Source organism: Mesorhizobium sp. WSM4935 (assembly GCF_029625735.1).
In the GTDB taxonomy this organism is placed as follows: Bacteria; Pseudomonadota; Alphaproteobacteria; order Rhizobiales; family Rhizobiaceae; genus Mesorhizobium.
Genome location: NZ_JARTVR010000005.1, coordinates 109,486 through 126,390, shown reverse-complemented (window position 1 = coordinate 126,390; position 16,905 = coordinate 109,486). Strand labels below are relative to the sequence as shown.

11 protein-coding genes are annotated in these 16,905 nt (G+C 63.9%); 9 read left to right on the top strand and 2 right to left on the bottom strand.

The window, feature by feature from the left end:
* The first annotated feature begins 75 nt into the window (after positions 1 to 75).
* The 6 genes from glgB to bglA all read left to right on the top strand — a co-directional run bounded on the left by glgB (position 76) and on the right by bglA (position 10,596).
* Complete coding sequence (gene glgB / locus P9273_RS15230) at positions 76 to 2,289, top strand: 1,4-alpha-glucan branching protein GlgB (protein ID WP_278049640.1); 2,214 nt, start codon at positions 76 to 78, stop codon at positions 2,287 to 2,289.
* A 64-nt stretch (positions 2,290 to 2,353) separates the two neighbouring features.
* Positions 2,354 to 3,619: a glucose-1-phosphate adenylyltransferase gene (gene glgC / locus P9273_RS15225; protein ID WP_278049639.1), complete on the top strand. Its 1,266-nt coding sequence runs from the start codon at positions 2,354 to 2,356 to the stop codon at positions 3,617 to 3,619.
* Positions 3,620 to 3,693: 74 nt separating this feature from the next.
* Positions 3,694 to 5,139, top strand: coding sequence for a glycogen synthase GlgA (glgA, locus tag P9273_RS15220; RefSeq protein WP_278049638.1), 1,446 nt, complete (start codon positions 3,694 to 3,696; stop codon positions 5,137 to 5,139).
* Between the two features lie 3 nt (positions 5,140 to 5,142).
* A complete protein-coding gene (locus P9273_RS15215; RefSeq protein ID WP_278049637.1) occupies positions 5,143 to 6,771 on the top strand; it encodes an alpha-D-glucose phosphate-specific phosphoglucomutase in 1,629 nt (542 codons plus the stop codon).
* Positions 6,772 to 6,943: 172 nt separating this feature from the next.
* Positions 6,944 to 8,941, top strand: coding sequence for a glycogen debranching protein GlgX (gene glgX, locus P9273_RS15210; protein ID WP_278049636.1), 1,998 nt, complete (start codon positions 6,944 to 6,946; stop codon positions 8,939 to 8,941).
* Positions 8,941 to 10,596: a beta-galactosidase BglA gene (gene bglA, locus P9273_RS15205; protein ID WP_278049635.1), complete on the top strand. Its 1,656-nt coding sequence runs from the start codon at positions 8,941 to 8,943 to the stop codon at positions 10,594 to 10,596. Before glgX ends, bglA begins: the two co-directional genes overlap by 1 nt.
* An 8-nt stretch (positions 10,597 to 10,604) precedes the next feature.
* Here bglA and P9273_RS15200 read toward each other — a convergent pair whose 3' ends face one another.
* Positions 10,605 to 12,359 carry a TadG family pilus assembly protein gene (locus P9273_RS15200; RefSeq protein WP_278049634.1) on the bottom strand — a complete coding sequence of 585 codons (1,755 nt, stop codon included), beginning with the start codon at positions 12,357 to 12,359 and terminating at the stop codon, positions 10,605 to 10,607.
* Positions 12,356 to 12,721 carry a TadE family protein gene (locus tag P9273_RS15195; protein ID WP_278049633.1) on the bottom strand — a complete coding sequence of 122 codons (366 nt, stop codon included), beginning with the start codon at positions 12,719 to 12,721 and terminating at the stop codon, positions 12,356 to 12,358. Before P9273_RS15195 ends, P9273_RS15200 begins: the two co-directional genes overlap by 4 nt.
* 376 nt (positions 12,722 to 13,097) lie before the next feature.
* Here P9273_RS15195 and P9273_RS15190 point away from each other — a divergent pair, with 376 nt between their 5' ends.
* The 3 genes from P9273_RS15190 (at position 13,098) to P9273_RS15180 (ending at position 16,905) form a co-directional block, all read left to right on the top strand.
* Positions 13,098 to 14,690, top strand: a complete 1,593-nt coding sequence (locus P9273_RS15190; RefSeq protein ID WP_278049632.1) for a peptide ABC transporter substrate-binding protein — start codon at positions 13,098 to 13,100, stop codon at positions 14,688 to 14,690.
* A 174-nt stretch (positions 14,691 to 14,864) separates the two neighbouring features.
* The gene (locus tag P9273_RS15185) at positions 14,865 to 15,788 is read left to right on the top strand and encodes an ABC transporter permease subunit (protein ID WP_041002282.1); all 924 of its coding nucleotides are present in this window, start codon (positions 14,865 to 14,867) and stop codon (positions 15,786 to 15,788) included.
* A complete protein-coding gene (locus P9273_RS15180; protein WP_278049631.1) occupies positions 15,781 to 16,905 on the top strand; it encodes an ABC transporter permease in 1,125 nt (374 codons plus the stop codon). The genes P9273_RS15185 and P9273_RS15180 overlap by 8 nt, the downstream gene beginning before the upstream one ends.

Genomic DNA, 16,905 nt, shown 5'->3' with positions numbered 1-16,905 from the left:
CACCAAGCCAAAGAACAGCGCATGCCGCATCAAGGTATGCGCCAGAGCAAGGTGCCCGGGGAGGGCGACCGCTTGATGAGGAAGCCGCGCGCGACCGCTGCGACAAGCGGGCCGGACGGACTGGCGCCAGCCGGCGATGTCGCGGCGATTGTCGCCGGAACGCATGGCGATCCTTTCGCGGTTCTGGGCGTGCATGAAGCCGGCAAGGACTTCGTCGCCCGCTGCTTCGTGCCCAACGCCGAATTCGTCACCGCCTATACGCTGACCGGTAAGGAGGCCGGCGAGCTCTCCCGCCGCGACGATGCCGGCTTCTTCGAGGGCAAGGTCTCGATCCGCAAGCGCCAGCCGCTGCGCTATCACGCCAGGAATGCCGGCGGCGACTGGTGGCTGACCGATCCCTATTCCTTCGGCCCGGTGCTCGGCCCGATGGACGATTACTATATGGCCGAAGGCTCGCACTTGAGGCTCTTCGACAAGCTCGGCGCCCATATCATCGACCATGAGGGTGCCACCGGCGTGCATTTCGCCGTCTGGGCGCCCAATGCCCGGCGCGTCTCCGTAGTCGGCACCTTCAACGACTGGGACGGCCGCCGCCACACCATGCGCGACCGCAAGGACACCGGCATCTGGGAGCTGTTCATTCCCGATCTCGTCGCCGGCCAGCCCTACAAATTCGAGATCATCGCGCCCGACGGCGTGCGCCTGCCGCTCAAGGCCGACCCCTTCGCCTTCGAGTCGGAACTGCGCCCGGCGACCGCCTCGGTGACGGCGCCGCTGATGGCGCATCAATGGGGCGACGAGCCGCATCGCAATTATTGGCAGAAAGCCGATCCCCGGCGCGAGGCGATCTCGATCTACGAGGTCCATGCCGGCTCCTGGCAGCGCCGCGATGACGGCACGTTCCTCACTTGGGACGAGCTCGCCGCGCGCCTGATCCCCTACGTGGTCGACACCGGCTTCACCCATATCGAGTTCCTGCCGATCTCGGAGCACCCTTACGACCCGTCCTGGGGCTACCAGACCACCGGCCTCTATGCGCCGACGGCCCGTTTCGGCGACCCCGACGGCTTCGCCCGCTTCGTCGATGGCGCGCATCGCGCCGGCATCGGCGTCATCCTCGACTGGGTGCCGGCGCATTTCCCCGTCGACGAGCACGGGCTGGTGAAATTCGACGGCACCGCGCTCTACGAGCACGCCGATCCGCGCCAGGGCTTTCATCCCGACTGGAACACCGCCATCTACAATTTCGGCCGCCGCGAGGTGGTGTCGTTCCTCGTCAACAACGCGCTGTTCTGGGCCGAGAAATACCATGTCGACGGCCTGCGCGTCGATGCGGTCGCCTCGATGCTCTATCTCGATTATTCGCGCAAGGCGGGCGAATGGATCCCCAACGAGAAGGGCGGGCGCGAAAACCTGCAGGCGGTCAGCTTCCTGCAGAAAATGAACAAGGAGCTTTACGGCCACCACCCCGGCGTGATGACGATCGCCGAGGAATCGACCTCATGGCCGAAAGTGTCGCATCCCGTGCATGAAGGCGGCCTCGGCTTTGGCTTCAAGTGGAACATGGGCTTCATGCACGACACGCTGGAGTATCTCTCCAAGGAGCCGATCTACCGAAAGCACCACCACAACGACATCACCTTCGGCCTGGTCTACGCCTTCTCGGAAAATTTCGTGCTGCCGCTTTCGCATGACGAGGTCGTGCACGGCAAAGGCACGCTGCTGCACAAGATGGCCGGCGACGATTGGCAGAAGTTTGCGACGCTGCGCGCCTATTACGCCTTCATGTGGGGCTATCCCGGCAAGAAGCTTTTGTTCATGGGCCAAGAATTTGCCCAGCGCCGCGAGTGGAGCGAGGAACGCGCGCTCGACTGGAACCTGCTCGAATTCGCGCCGCATCGCGGCGTCTGGCAGACGGTGCGCGACCTGAACTACCTCTACCGCTCGCGCCCGGCGCTGCACGCGCGCGATTGCGAGCCGGAAGGCTTCTCCTGGCTGATCGTCGACGACCGCGACAATTCGGTCTTCGCCTGGCTGCGCCGCGCCCCGGACGGCAACCCGATCGCCGTCATCGCCAATTTCACGCCGGTGCCGCGCGAGAACTATCGCGTGCCGTTGCCGAAGGCTGGAAAGTGGCGCGAAATCATCAATACGGATGCCGCCGATTATGGCGGCTCCGGCATGGGCAATGGCGGCATGGTCGAAGCGAGCGGGGAAGGGGGCGGCCTATCGGCGACGATGCTTCTGCCGCCGCTGTCGACGATCATGCTGGAATTCGTCACGGACTGAAGCAGATGATGTCTCATCCTGCCCCTTGCAACGGTCCGGGCAGCTTGTTTGGGAGGGTAACAGAATGGCAGAGATCAAAAGAACCCAGCCGCTGGCGCGCGATGCCATGGCCTATGTGCTGGCCGGCGGCCGCGGCAGCCGCCTCAAGGAACTGACCGACCGGCGTGCCAAGCCCGCCGTCTATTTCGGCGGCAAGACGCGCATCATCGACTTTGCCCTCTCCAATGCGCTGAACTCAGGCATCCGCCGCCTCGGCGTCGCCACCCAATACAAGGCGCATTCGCTGATCCGCCACCTGCAGCGCGGCTGGAACTTCCTGCGGCCCGAGCGAAACGAAAGCTTCGACATCCTGCCGGCATCGCAGCGCGTCTCGGAAACGCAATGGTATGAAGGCACGGCCGACGCCGTCTACCAGAACATCGACATCATCGAGGCCTATGGGCCCGAATATATGGTCATCCTCGCCGGCGACCACATCTACAAGATGGATTACGAGCTGATGCTGCGCCAGCATGTCGACGCCGGCGCCGACGTCACCGTCGGCTGCCTGGAGGTGCCGCGCATGGAGGCGACCGGCTTCGGCGTCATGCATGTCGATGCCAAGGACAACATCATCGCCTTCGTCGAAAAACCGGCCGATCCGCCGGGCATTCCGGATAAGCCGGAATTCGCGCTCGCCTCGATGGGCATCTACGTCTTCAAGACCAAGTTCCTGATGGAGCAATTGCGCCGCGACGCGGCCGAGCCCGGCTCCAGCCGCGACTTCGGCAAGGACATCATCCCCTACATCGTGCAGCACGGTAAGGCGATCGCCCACCGCTTCGCCAAGTCCTGCGTGCGTTCCTCGCATGAGGCCGAGCCCTACTGGCGCGACGTCGGGACCGTGGACGCCTATTGGGAAGCCAATATCGACCTGACCGACGTCACGCCCGAGCTTGACCTCTACGACCGCGACTGGCCGATCTGGACCTATGCCGAATTGAAGCCGCCGGCAAAGTTCGTGCATGACGAGGATGGCCGCCGCGGCGAGGCGATCTCCTCGCTGGTGTCCGGCGACTGTATCGTCTCCGGCGCTTCGCTGCGCCGAAGCCTGATCTTCACGGGCGCCCGCATCAATTCCTATTCCAAGCTCGAGGAAGTGGTGATGCTGCCCGACGTCCAGGTCGGTCGCAACGCCCGCCTCAAGCGCGTCGTCATCGACCATGGCGTACACATCCCGGAGGGGCTGGTGGTCGGCGAGGATCCGGCGCTCGACGCCAAGCGCTTTCGGGTGTCGGAAAAGGGCATCTGCCTGATCACTCAGGACATGGTCAACAAGCTGTCAACCTGACCGATAGGCTGTCGGTTCGGTTAGCTGTCGGTCCCATCACCAAGTTGTCACTTTAGCAGTGGATCGTTAGACGCATGCAGGTTCTGTCGGTCACGCCCGAAATCTTCCCGCTGATCAAGACCGGCGGGCTTGCCGACGTGACCGGCGCCCTGCCGATCGCACTGGCCGGGAAGGGCGTGGCGATGCGCACGCTGGTCCCCGGCTATCCTGTCGTGATGGCCGCCTTCGCCAAGAAGAAACCCGTCTACCAGTACCCGCTGCTGCAGGGCGGCAAGGCTTCGATCCATGCGGTCAAGGTCGGCGACCTCGAGCTCTTCGTGCTCGACGCGCCGCATCTCTTCGATCGCCAGGGGGGCCCTTACGGAACCGCCTCCGGCGCCGACTGGCCCGACAATTGGCGGCGCTTCGCGGCGCTCAGCCAGGCCGGCGGCGACATCGCGGGCGGCGCTATCTCCGGCTACCAGCCCGACATCGTGCATGCCCATGACTGGCAATCGGCGATGACGCTCGCCTATATGCGCTACGGCAAGGCCGTCGGCGTGCCGTCGCTTATCACGGTGCACAACCTGGCCTTCCAGGGCCAGTTCGGCGCCGGTATCTTCGGCGAACTCGGCCTCCCGGGCGTGGCTATGCAGCTCGACGGTGTCGAATATTACGGCGGCGTCGGCTTTCTCAAGGCCGGTCTCCAGGCGGCCTGGGCTATCACCACGGTGAGCCCGACCTATGCGCAGGAGATACGCTCGCCGGAATTCGGCATGGGCCTCGACGGCCTGATCAACATGCGCGCCAGCGACCTCTACGGCATCGTCAACGGCATCGATATCGATATCTGGAACCCTCAGACCGACAAGCATCTGGTCGCCAATTATTCGGCCGAAACGCTTACAGCGCGGGCCAAGAACCGCAAAGCGGTCGAAGAGCGGTTCGGCCTGGAGGTGGACGGCAGTCCGATCGTCTGCGTCGTCAGCCGGCTGACCTGGCAGAAGGGCATGGACATTCTGGCGGCGGTCGTCGACGGCATCGTTCAGCGGGGGGCGCGGCTGGCGATTCTTGGGTCGGGCGATGCCGGCCTCGAAGGTTCGCTCCTTGCCGCGGCCGCGCGGCACCGGGGTCGCGTCGGCGTCGTCATCGGTTATGACGAAAGCCTCTCCCACATCATGCAGGCCGGCTGCGACGCAATCGTCATCCCGTCGCGTTTCGAGCCTTGCGGGCTGACGCAGCTCTATGGCCTGCGCTATGGCTGCGTTCCGGTCGTCGCCCGCACCGGGGGTCTCGCCGACACCATCATCGACGCCAACGAGGCCGCACTTTCGGCGGGCGTCGCCACCGGTTTCCAGTTCGCGCCGAACAATGGCGGCGCATTGCTGCATACCATCCGGCGGTTGGTCGAGGCGCATGCGCGGCCGGCGGTCTGGGCCTCGATCCAGCGCCAGGGTATGAAGGCCGATGTCTCCTGGGACAAAAGCGCCGAAAAATATGTCGAACTTTATCGCTTGCTGCTTTCGAAAAGGGCTGCCTGAGGCATGATCAAAACCGTCCCCACCAAACCCTATACCGACCAGAAGCCGGGCACCTCCGGCCTGCGCAAGAAGGTGCCCGTGTTCCAGCAGGAGCATTATGCCGAGAACTTCATCCAGTCGATCTTCGATGCGCTGGACGGTTTTCAGGGCAAGACGCTGGTGATCGGCGGCGACGGCCGCTTCTACAACCGCGAGGTCATCCAGAAGGCCATAGCCATTGCCGCCGGCAATGGCTTCGGCAAGGTGATGGTCGGGCAGGGCGGGATTCTCTCGACCCCCGCCGCCTCCAACATCATCCGCAAATACAAGACCTTCGGCGGCATCATCCTGTCGGCCAGCCACAACCCTGGCGGCCCGCATGAGGATTTCGGCATCAAGTACAATGCCGGCAATGGCGGCCCGGCGCCGGAAAAGATCACCGATGCGATCTTCGCCAAGTCGAAGGAAATCAAGAGCTTCAAGATCGCCGATATCGGCGAGATCGACATCGATAAAATCGGCACCGTCAAGGCCGGCGACATGACGGTCGAGATCTTCGACCCGGTCAAGGATTATGCCGAGCTGATGGAAAGCCTGTTCGACTTCGAGGCGCTGCGGAAGCTCTTCAAATCGGGCTTCCGCATGCGCTTCGACGCCATGCACGCGGTCACCGGCCCCTATGCCAAGGAGATATTGGAGCATCGGCTCGGCGCCCCGGACGGCACCTGCCGCAACTTCAAGCCGTTGCCGGATTTCGGTGGCCATCACCCGGATCCGAACCTTGTGCACGCAAAGCATCTCTATGACGAGATGATGGGGCCGGACGCGCCGGACTTCGGCGCGGCCTCGGACGGCGACGGCGACCGCAATTTGATCATCGGCAGGGGCATCTTCGTTACGCCGTCGGACTCGGTGGCGATGCTTGCCGCCAATGCCAAGCTCGCACCGGGCTACAAGGACGGCCTGAAGGGCATCGCCCGCTCCATGCCGACCAGCGGCGCCGCCGACCGCGTGGCGGAAAAGCTCGGCATCGGGATCTACGAGACGCCGACCGGCTGGAAGTTCTTCGGCAACCTGCTCGACGCTGGCATGGCGACGATCTGCGGCGAAGAAAGTGCCGGCACCGGCTCCAACCATGTGCGCGAGAAGGATGGGCTATGGGCGGTGCTTCTTTGGCTCAATATCCTCGCCGCGCGCGGCGAAAGCTGCAAGGACATCGTCACCCAGCATTGGGAGACCTACGGCCGCAACTACTATTCGCGCCACGATTATGAGGAGGTCGAGAGCGATCGCGCCAATGCGCTGGTGGATGAGCTGCGCGCCAAGCTCGCCTCGCTGCCCGGCACGACGGTGCGCGGCCTGAAAATCGCCAAGGCTGACGATTTTGCCTATCACGATCCGGTCGACGGCTCGGTAAGCGAGCATCAGGGCATCCGGATCCTGTTCGAGGGGGGCTCGCGCGTGGTGCTGCGCCTCTCCGGCACCGGCACGTCCGGCGCGACGCTGCGCGTCTATATCGAGCGCTACGAGCCGGACAAGGCAAGGCACGACCTCGACACCCAGGAAGCGCTCGCCGACCTCATCGCCGCCGCCGATGACATTGCCGGCATCAAGAGCCACACCGGCCGCAACAAGCCGAGCGTGATTACTTGAGGGGGGTGCGGAGCGCCTTCCCTTCCCCCCTTGTGGGGGAAGGTGGATCGGCGCGCAGCGCCGAGACGGATGAGGGGTGTTGGCCGGATCGCCGTCATCGCCAAGCTGGAGCACCCCTCATCCGTCGCCTTCGGCGACACCTTCTCCCACAAGGGGAGAAGGGGGAGCCTACATGACCCTCGGCGCCGCCACCGCCCCCGAAGGCATTCGCTTCGCCGTCTGGTCGTCATCGGCCCGGCGTCTCTGGGTCTCTCTTTTCGACGGCAAGGGGGCACGTGAGATCGACCGGCTGGAACTCAACCCGGAAGGCGAGGGTGTGCATGCGCGCCTTGTCCCCGGCCTTGGCGATGGCACGCATTACGGCTTTCGTGCCGACGGCGACTATGCGCCGGAGCATGGCCTCTGGTTCGACCCGAACAAGCTTCTCACTGACCCCTATGCCGTCGAGGTCGATCGCCCATACCAATATCATTGGCGCCTTGCCGCCAAGCGCAACGAAGGCGCCGACACGTCCCCGCTGATGCCGAAGGCGATTGCGCGTTCCCTGCCCAAGCCGGTGCCGCCCCAGCCGCCGCTGTTCCGGCCCGGCGGGCTGATCTACGAGCTCAACGTCCGCTGCTTCACCAGGCTGCATCCGGACGTTCCGGAAGCGCAGCGGGGCACCATCGCGGCGCTCGCCCATCCGGCCATCGTCGAGCACCTGAAGCGTCTCGGCGTCTCCGCCGTCGAGTTGATGCCAGTCACCGCGTCGATCGACGAGCGGCATTTGCCGCCGCTGGGGTTAAGCAACGCCTGGGGCTACAATCCCGTCACCTTCATGGCGCTCGATCCGCGCCTCGCGCCCGGCGGCCTCAAAGAATTGCGTGACACCGTCGCCGCGCTGCGCAAGGCCGGCATCGGCACCATCCTCGACCTCGTCTTCAACCACACCGGCGAGAGCGACCGGCTCGGGCCGACGCTGTCGCTGCGCGGGCTCGATGCGTTGGCTTACTATCGCCATCAGCCCGACGGCAGGCTGGTCAACGACACCGGCACCGGCAACACCGTCGCCTGCGACCATCCGGTGGTCCGCGAAATGGTGCTCGACACGCTCCGCCACTTCGTCCGCTTCGCCGGCGTCGACGGCTTCCGCTTCGATCTGGCGCCGGTGCTTGGACGCGTCGACGGCGCCTTCGATCCGGAAGCGCCGTTGCTTCAGGCCATCGGCGGCGATCCCCTGCTCGCCGACCGCGTGCTGATCGCCGAGCCCTGGGACATCGGTCCGAACGGCTACCAGCTCGGCAATTTCCGCCCGCAATATCTGGAATGGAACGACCGCTACCGCGACGATATCAGGCGCTTCTGGCGCGGCGATGCCGGCGCGGTCGGCGCGTTGGCCACCCGGCTTGCGGGCTCCTCCGACGTCTTCGGCAGGCACGGCCGGCCAACGAGCCGCACGCTCAATTTCATCGCCGCGCATGACGGCATGACCTTGGCCGATATCGTCGCCTATGAGCGCAAGCACAACGATGCCAATGGCGAGCACAATCGCGACGGCCACAACGACAATCTGTCCTGGAACAACGGCGCCGAGGGCGAGACGGGCGACGAGGCGATCGCCATCGCCCGCTTCAATGACCGGCGCGCGCTGCTCGCGACGCTCTTTGCCTCGCGCGGCACCATCATGCTGACCGCCGGCGACGAATTCGGCCGCACGCAAAAAGGCAACAACAACGCCTATGCGCAGGACAACGCCATCACCTGGCTGGACTGGGCCGGCCGAGATGAGGCGCTCGAGCAATATGCCTCGTCACTGGCCACGTTGCGCCGCGCCTTCCCGGCGCTGGCGGATCCACATTTCCTGACCGGCGAGCCGGCCGGCGGATCGGAAAAAATCCCCGACGTGGCCTGGCTGGCCGAGACCGGCGCGCCGCTCGCCGAGTCGGACTGGAACGATCCCGCACGACATCGCCTCGTCATGCTGCTTGGCGACAACGAGGGCGGCCGCCTCGCCGTGATGATCAACGGCGATCGCCGGCAATGCGTCTTCACCTTGCCCACGCGGGAAGGCTTCGAGTGGCTCTCGGCGATCGAGACGCAGGCGGACCTCACGCGGCCGCTGCCCGGCCGCAGCGTGAATTTCATGATTGAAAGACGTGCCGCTAAAGTGCGCGTCAAGAGAGGTCCTTGATGGCTGACGGCAATTCCGGGCAAGGGAACGAATGGTGGCGCGGCTGCGTCATCTACCAGGTCTATCCACGCTCCTTCCAGGACACGACCGGCAACGGCAGCGGCGATTTGAAGGGCATCACCGCGCGGCTCGCCCATATCGCGTCGCTCGGTGTCGACGCGATCTGGCTGTCGCCGTTCTTCAAGTCGCCGATGGCCGACATGGGCTATGACGTGTCGGATTATCGCGATGTCGATCCGATGTTCGGGACGCTTGAGGATTTCGATGCGCTTATCGCCGAGGCGCATCGGCTCGGCCTGAAGCTCATCATCGACCAGGTGATCTCGCATTCTTCCGACAAGCACGAATGGTTCGTCGAAAGCCGCGCCAGCCGCGACAATGCCAAGGCGGACTGGTATGTCTGGGCCGATGCGAAACCGGACGGCACCGCGCCAAACAATTGGCAATCGCTGTTCGGCGGTCCCGCCTGGGAGTGGGACGCCACCCGCCGGCAGTACTACATGCACAACTTCCTGGCGTCGCAGCCGGATTTGAACTTCCACAATCCTGAGGTCCAGGACGCGTTGCTCGACGCCGTGCGCTTCTGGCTGGAGCGCGGCGTCGACGGCTTCCGGCTGGACACCGTCAACTACTATGTCCACGACCGCTGGCTGCGCGACAACCCGCCCTTGGCGTCGAGTCTCGCCGGCACCAACGATTCGCCCAGCACTTATGGTTTCCAGGAGCATCTCTTCGACAAGACGCGTCCCGAGAATCTCGATTTCCTGAAACGCTTCCGCGCGCTGCTCGACGAATATCCGGACCGCGCCGCGGTCGGCGAGGTGGGCGACGAGGAGCGTTCGTTGCAGACGCTCGCCGCCTATGTCTCAGGCGGCGACAAATTGCAGATGTGCTACACGTTCGACCTGCTCAGCCCGCAATTTTCCGCTGCCCATGTGCGCGGCTGCGTGGAGGCGTTCGAGACGACCGCCCCGGATGGCTGGGCCTGCTGGGCCTTCTCCAATCACGATGTCGTGCGCCATGTCAGCCGCTGGACTCGGCCCGGCGATAGCCCGGATGCGATGGCGAAGTTCTCGATCGCGCTGCTGTCATGTCTGCGCGGGTCGATCTGCCTCTATCAGGGCGAGGAACTGGGGCTGGAGGAAGCGGAGCTGGCCTTCGAGGATCTGCGCGATCCCGTCGGCATCCGCTTCTGGCCGGGCGTGAAGGGTAGGGACGGCTGCCGCACACCGATGGTCTGGGAAGCGGAGGCCGAAAATGCCGGTTTCTCGACGGCCAAGCCCTGGCTGCCGGTGCCGCCGGCGCATCGCGCCCGGGCGGTCGACGTCCAGAATGGCGAGGAGCGTTCGGTGCTTGCCGCCTATCGGTCGATCCTTGCCCTGCGCAAGAGCCATCCGGCATTGATCCAAGGCTCGCTCCGCTTTCTCGAGGCCGAAGGCGATGTGCTCGCTTTCCTGCGCGAGCGCGACGGCGAAAGGCTGCTTTGCGTCTTCAACTTCTCAACCGAGGCAACGGGCTGGGCGCTGCCCACGGAGATCGGCGAGGCCGAAATAACGGCATTCGACGTCGACGCCGCCGGCGTTCTTACCGGTGTTGTCGAGGAGAGCGCCGTGGCGCTGCCGCCTCTGGGCAGTTTCGTCGGCAGGATTGGCTGACGGCTGATCTACTGGACGAGCACCGCGCGCCCGCAGGTCGCGCCGGTCACGCGCACATCGGCCTCGCCGACATGGACGCCCAGAGCTCCAAGCACGTTGTAGAGGAGGTCGTCGACCGGCGCGGTCACGCCGTTGAGCAGCGTCGTCACCGCCGGCTTAACCGTGCCGAGCAGGGCGGTCACGTCGAGGCCGAGCCCCAGCGCATTGACCGAAAGCGACAGGTTTTTGACCAGCGATGTCGTGAGCGACTGCGTCAGGTTCTTTGTCGACACCGTCTTGATCGCCTTGTTGGCGATGTCGGTGGCGTTGTAGGTCAGGGTGGTCGGCGTCATGTTGGTGACCGAGAAGGCAGACGAGCCTGTCACCTGCAGCAGCGGGACGAGCAATAGCCTTAGGTCTGCGATGTCGGCTTTGGAGAAGGACTGCGGTTGGGTGAAGTCGGCAAAGCCGCTGGCATTGCTGTTTGCGAGATGCGCGGCGACGACGCCGGGCTGCGCGGCGATCGAAACCTTGATGCTGGAGGGTCCGGTCGGGCAGCTGATGTCGGTCAGCTTGGCTTCGGCATAAGCCACCTCGACATTGAGCGGCAGATGGACGGCGAGAAGGCTGGTGCCGCCGCCGAGATTGGAATTGCCGACGGTGACGCTGGCATTGAGCTTGATGCGCGTCTGAGCGGTGCGTACCACCGTGCCCGATTCTCCCACAGCCAGCCAGGGTGAACACTGCAAGGGCTCACCTATGGCGACGGCAAGGGTGGCGGATGTCAGCCCCGGAATGGTGGCGCCGAGATTGACCTGGACCTCGTTGTTGCCGTTCGCCAGTGCCGCCGCCGCCGTCAACATGCTCATGGCACTGGCGCCGACAGAAAGCCCGGCCGGCTTCTGTCCGAGGCCGAGGCTACCCACCGAGCCGAGACTGACGAGATTGCAGAGCGGAACCTTGACGTTGTTGGTGGCGCTGGAAGCCATGGACTCCAACGCAATTTTGGCCGTGCGGTCCAGCCCCGGCACGTTGGCCATGGCGGTGGCGATCTGGCCGATCGTTGCCTTGGAGGCGAGCACGTCGGAATAGCTCACACCGGTCAGATGCAATTGCGTCGCCAGCGCATCGGTGAACGAAAGAACGTCGACATCGGCCGACACCAGTGAATTGTAATCCATCACGCTGAGCGAGATGTTGCCGCCGAGAAGGCCGCCGAGAAGCGCATTGAGAATGCCGCCATTGAGGCTGGCAAGCCGCGAGCCGATCGAAAAAGCCGCTTGCGGCTGCGCGCTGGCGATTGCCGTCGTGCCGAGGGTGGGCGGCGCCATGATCGAGCCGGCGAAATAGAGCGTGCCTTGCTTCTTCAGCGATACCTGGACGGCATTGTAAGGCAGCTTGCCCGCCTCGAACCGGCTGCCGGCGGCAATGGCGCTGACGCCCGTGTAGCGCCCCGGCACGATCTGGACGACCGCCTTGGTGGCGGTCGGCGCCACGGTGGTGCCTTGTTGCTGCACGGCGACCGAGGTGATGCCATTGTCGGCAAGCGTCGTCAGCACAGCCTGCTGGGCATTGGTGATATTCGAGGCGGCGGTGATGGCGGCAAGGTCGACGATCGACTGCGCGGCCCGGCGCTCGTTGTAAAGCGAGCCTTCGTCGATCGCGAAGGCGGTCAGCGCCAGCGCCACGGGCGTGCAAAGGGCCGTCATGACGGCGAAATTCGCGCTACGGTCGGCGAGCAGCCTCCGCGTCGCCGCCATCAATCCCCCCTTGATGGCCATCATATGCCTCCGACGCGGATCGTCGACTGACGCTGGATCGTCGTGCCCGGCAGCGGCAGCGTTTTGAACAGGTTCCAGATCGGCAGGTTGCGCGCATCATAGGTGACCGACACGACGAACTGGCTTCCGTCGGCGATACTGTCCTGTGCGTTGACGGTCAGCTTGTTGGGATCGACGAAGGGATAGCCCGAGACGTCGTGCGTGATGAAATCGGTGACCAGTGCCTGCCGCTCGGTTTGATTCAGGCCGGCAATCGCCGTACGCGCCGCATCGGCCGCGATCTGCTGCACGGAGTGGCTGGCGCCGAAATAGATCCCGTATGCAACCATGCCGAGCAGAAGCAGGATGAAGATCGGTGCAAGCATGGCGAATTCGATTGCCGACGTGCCCGTGGCGTCAGCCCGGAAACGAGACCAAGAAACAGCGAGTTTTCGGTTTTTCAGCATGATGTGGAGAATGCCAAACCCCGACTGCAAAAACAGAAAACGCGTCGAACAACCGGTAGGTGTGCCAAGTTGAAGGGAAGCTCAAAGCTTTAGGTTTCGCTGTTTTAGCGTGATGACGCTCACTCTGCGTCAAGCAGGCAATGGTTGAAATAAGATTTCGCTCTGTCTAGTCTCCTGCCACCAGCCGCCGGAAGGGACCGGCGGCACGCCTGAAACGGGGCCGTTTCAACGGTTCCGAGGTGTCAAAACTTAAGAAAGGCGCGGCTGAGGGGCTGCGCCGACAGGGAGAGACTTCATGCTGAAAAACATGCTGAAGGCGACGGTGTTCGCCACCACCATGGCCTTGGCCGCTGGCACCTTCTACGCGCCGGCTTTCGCCGAGACCGTCTACAACCGCGGCGCCGCCGCCGAGGCGGAGACGGTCGATCCGCACAAGACGTCGACAGTCTACGAAGCCGATATTATACGCGACCTGTTCCAAGGCCTGGTCATGCATGATCAGAAGACGAATCTCATTCCGGGCGCCGCCGAAAGCTGGACGGTATCGGATGACGGCACTGTCTACACCTTCAAGCTGCGCAAGGATGGCCTCTGGTCGGACGGCACCCCGGTGACGGCGGACGACTTTGTCTATTCGTTCCATCGACTGGAAGATCCGGCCACCGCTGCGGAATACGCCTCGATGCTCTATCCAGTGAAGGGCGCCGAGGACTTCAACACCAAAAAAGGCAAGGCCGAGGATATGGGCGTGAAGGCGATCGACGCCAATACGCTTGAAATCACGCTGAAGGCGCCGACGCCCTACTTCCTGGAGATGCTGACCCACCAGGCGACCTATCCGGTCAACAAGGCTTCCATTGACAAGCTCGGCGCCGACTGGATCAAGCCGGGCAAGCTGGTCTCCAACGGCGCCTATACGCTGGTGGAGTGGGTCCCCAACGATCACATGAAATTGGTCAAGAACCCGAAGTTCTGGGACGCCGCGAGCGTCAAGCTCGACGTGGTCAACTACATCCCGACCGAGGATCGCTCGTCGGCGATGAAGCGCTTCGAGGCAGGCGAACTCGACAGCTATGGCGACCTGCCGACTGAACAGCTCGCCGATCTCAAAACCAAATTCGGTGACCAGGTCCGTGTCGGGCCGTATCTCGGCACCTATTATTATGCGATCAAGACCGACAAGGCGCCTTGGGACAATGTCGAGTTGCGCAACGCCATCTCGATGGCGATCGATCGCGACTTCCTCGCCGAGAAAGTCTGGCAGAACTCCATGCTGCCTGGATATTCGATGGTGCCTCCGGGCATCGAAGGCTACACGCCGGCGCTGGCCAAATACGCCGACATGCCGCAGATCGACCGCGAGGATGCGGCCAAGAAGATCCTGGAAAAGCTAGGCTACACGCCCGAGCATCCGTTGAAGATGGAGATCCGCTACAACACCTCGGAGAACCACAAGAACACGGCGGTCGCCATCCAGGAACAGCTGAAGCCGCTTGGCGTCGAGGTGACGCTGCTCAACACCGACACCAAGACCCATTATGGCTTCCTCGAGCAGAAGGGCAATTACGACGTCGCCCGCGCCGCCTGGATTGCCGACTACAAGGATCCGGAGACCTTCCTCGGCATCTCGCGCAAGGCGAGCGGCAACAACTACTCGAACTATAACAGCCCGGCCTATGAGGCAGCCATGGACAAGGCCGCCGCCGCCGGCGGTAAGCCCGAGGAGCGCATGAAGGACTTGGCTGCAGCCGAGCGCATCCTCGTCGACGATGTCGGCGAGATCCCGCTTCTCTATTACAGCTACCACGACATCGTTTCCTCCAAGCTGCATGGCTTCGAGGACAATGTGATGGACATTCATCCGTCCCGCTTCATCTCCAAGGACTGACACGAAACCTTGGCCGTGCCGCCGCTCTCTTTTTGCGAGCGGCGGTCGCGGTCTGTCGTCGCGTCGGACCGAAAGTCGGATTGGATTTTCAGGCGACCCGGTGCGAAGATCAGAGATGCCAGCGCGCCACGGTCTCGTCTGGAGAGCTGTCGCCCTGGCTGAAGCGGGGCGCCGATGCTGCGTTATGTCTTCCGGCGGCTGTTGACCGCCATCCCGACACTGTTCGTTATCGTGACGGTAGCGTTCTTCCTGATCCGTGTCGCTCCAGGCGGCCCGTTCAACCAGGAGCGGGGCCTAAGCCCCGAGATCAGGGCCAATCTTGAAGCCCAGTTCGGTCTCAACGATCCGCTCTGGCTGCAATATGTCCACTATCTCGGCAATCTTTTGCGCGGCAGTTTCGGCCCGAGCTACAACTTGCCGGATTTCACCGTCACCGAACTCTTCGCCAAGGGCCTGCCGATCTCGGTGCAGATCGGCACCTCGGCGCTGGTGCTGGCGCTGCTGCTGGGCTCGATCCTCGGCACGATCGCGGCGCTCAACCAGAATAAAATAGCCGACTATTCAGTGATCGCCTTGGCCACCGCCGGCAGCACCATCCCGACCTTCGTCACCGCCCCGGTGATCCAGCTCGTCTTCGGGCTTTCCTGGAAGCTTTTGCCGATCGGCGGCTGGGGTGACGGCGCCTTGATCAACAAGGTCGGGCCGGTGCTGACGCTCGCTCTGCCGCAGATCGCCATCGTCGCCCGCCTGATGCGCGGCTCGATGATCGAGAGCCTGCGCTCGCACCATATCCGCACCGCCCGCGCGCTCGGCCTCTCCGACTGGTCGGTCGTGGTCAAGCACGCGTTGCGCGGCGCCGTGCTGCCGATCGTCTCCTTCACGGGGCCGGCGGCCGCCGCGCTCCTGACCGGCTCGATCATCGTCGAGACGATCTTTTCCATTCCAGGCGTCGGCCGCTACTTCGTCGATGCAGCGCTCAACCGCGACTACACGCTGGTCATGGGAACCGTGGTGGTGATCGCGCTCTTCACCATCGTTTTCAACCTGATCGTCGACCTGCTCTACGCGGTCGTCGATCCGAGGGTGCGCTATGACTGAACTTGCCGTCGCCGTGCCCGAGCCGATCGTCGGCCGCTCGCTCTGGGGCAATGCCTGGGCGCGGCTCAAGCGCAACCGCGCCGCCATGTTCAGCCTCTATTATCTGGCATTCATTGCCGTCATCAGCGTGTTCGGCCCTATGGTCGTGCCGCATGAATACACCACCATCTATGGCGATTATGTGCGCACGCCGCCAAGCCTCTCGGCCTATCCGAAGCCGGACATGATCCAGGGGGCGCTGGGCGACGCTATCAAGCGCATGCGCGCCGACATCAAGGAATGGCACCAGGACGGCAATCGCGTCATCGTCACCATCACCGCGACCAAGCCCATCGATGATCGCAACATCCGCTATCTCGACCGCTCCGACGCCTTCGACGACACCAGGATCGAGAACAAGTCGCCCGACGGCCTCGAAATGACGATGAGCTCGGCCGTGAAGCAGCAATATTTCTTCTTCGGAACGGACAACACCGGCCGCGATCTGCTCTCGCGCACGCTGATGGCCGGACGCATCTCCTTGGCCATCGGCCTGCTTGCCGGCGTCGTCGCCGGCGTCATCGGCGTCATCTACGGCGCGATCGCGGGCTTCGCCGGCGGCCGGGTCGACGAGGTGATGATGCGCATCGTCGACGTGCTCTATTCGCTGCCCTTCATCTTCTTCGTCATCATGCTGGTGGTGTTCTTCGGCCGCAACTTCGTGCTGATGTTCCTGGCGGTCGGCGCGGTGCTGTGGCTGGACATGGCGCGCATCGTGCGCGGCCAGGCGCTGTCGATCCGCAGGCAGGAATATGTGCAGGCGGCGGAGGCCATGGGCGTCGGCCAGCGCGGCATCCTGCTGCGCCACGTCATCCCCAACCTGCTCGGCCCGGTGGTCATCTACATGACGCTCCTGGTACCGCAGGTCATCATCCTGGAGAGCTTCCTCTCCTTCCTCGGTCTCGGCGTGCAGGAGCCGATGACCAGCTGGGGCGTGCTGATCTCGGTCGGCGCCAAGAACATCGGTTACGCCAACTGGCTGCTCCTGTTCCCGGCCTTCTTCCTCGTCTCGACGCTGTTCGCGCTGAATTTCGTCGGCGACGGCCTGCGCGATGCGCTCGACCCGAAGGATCGATAA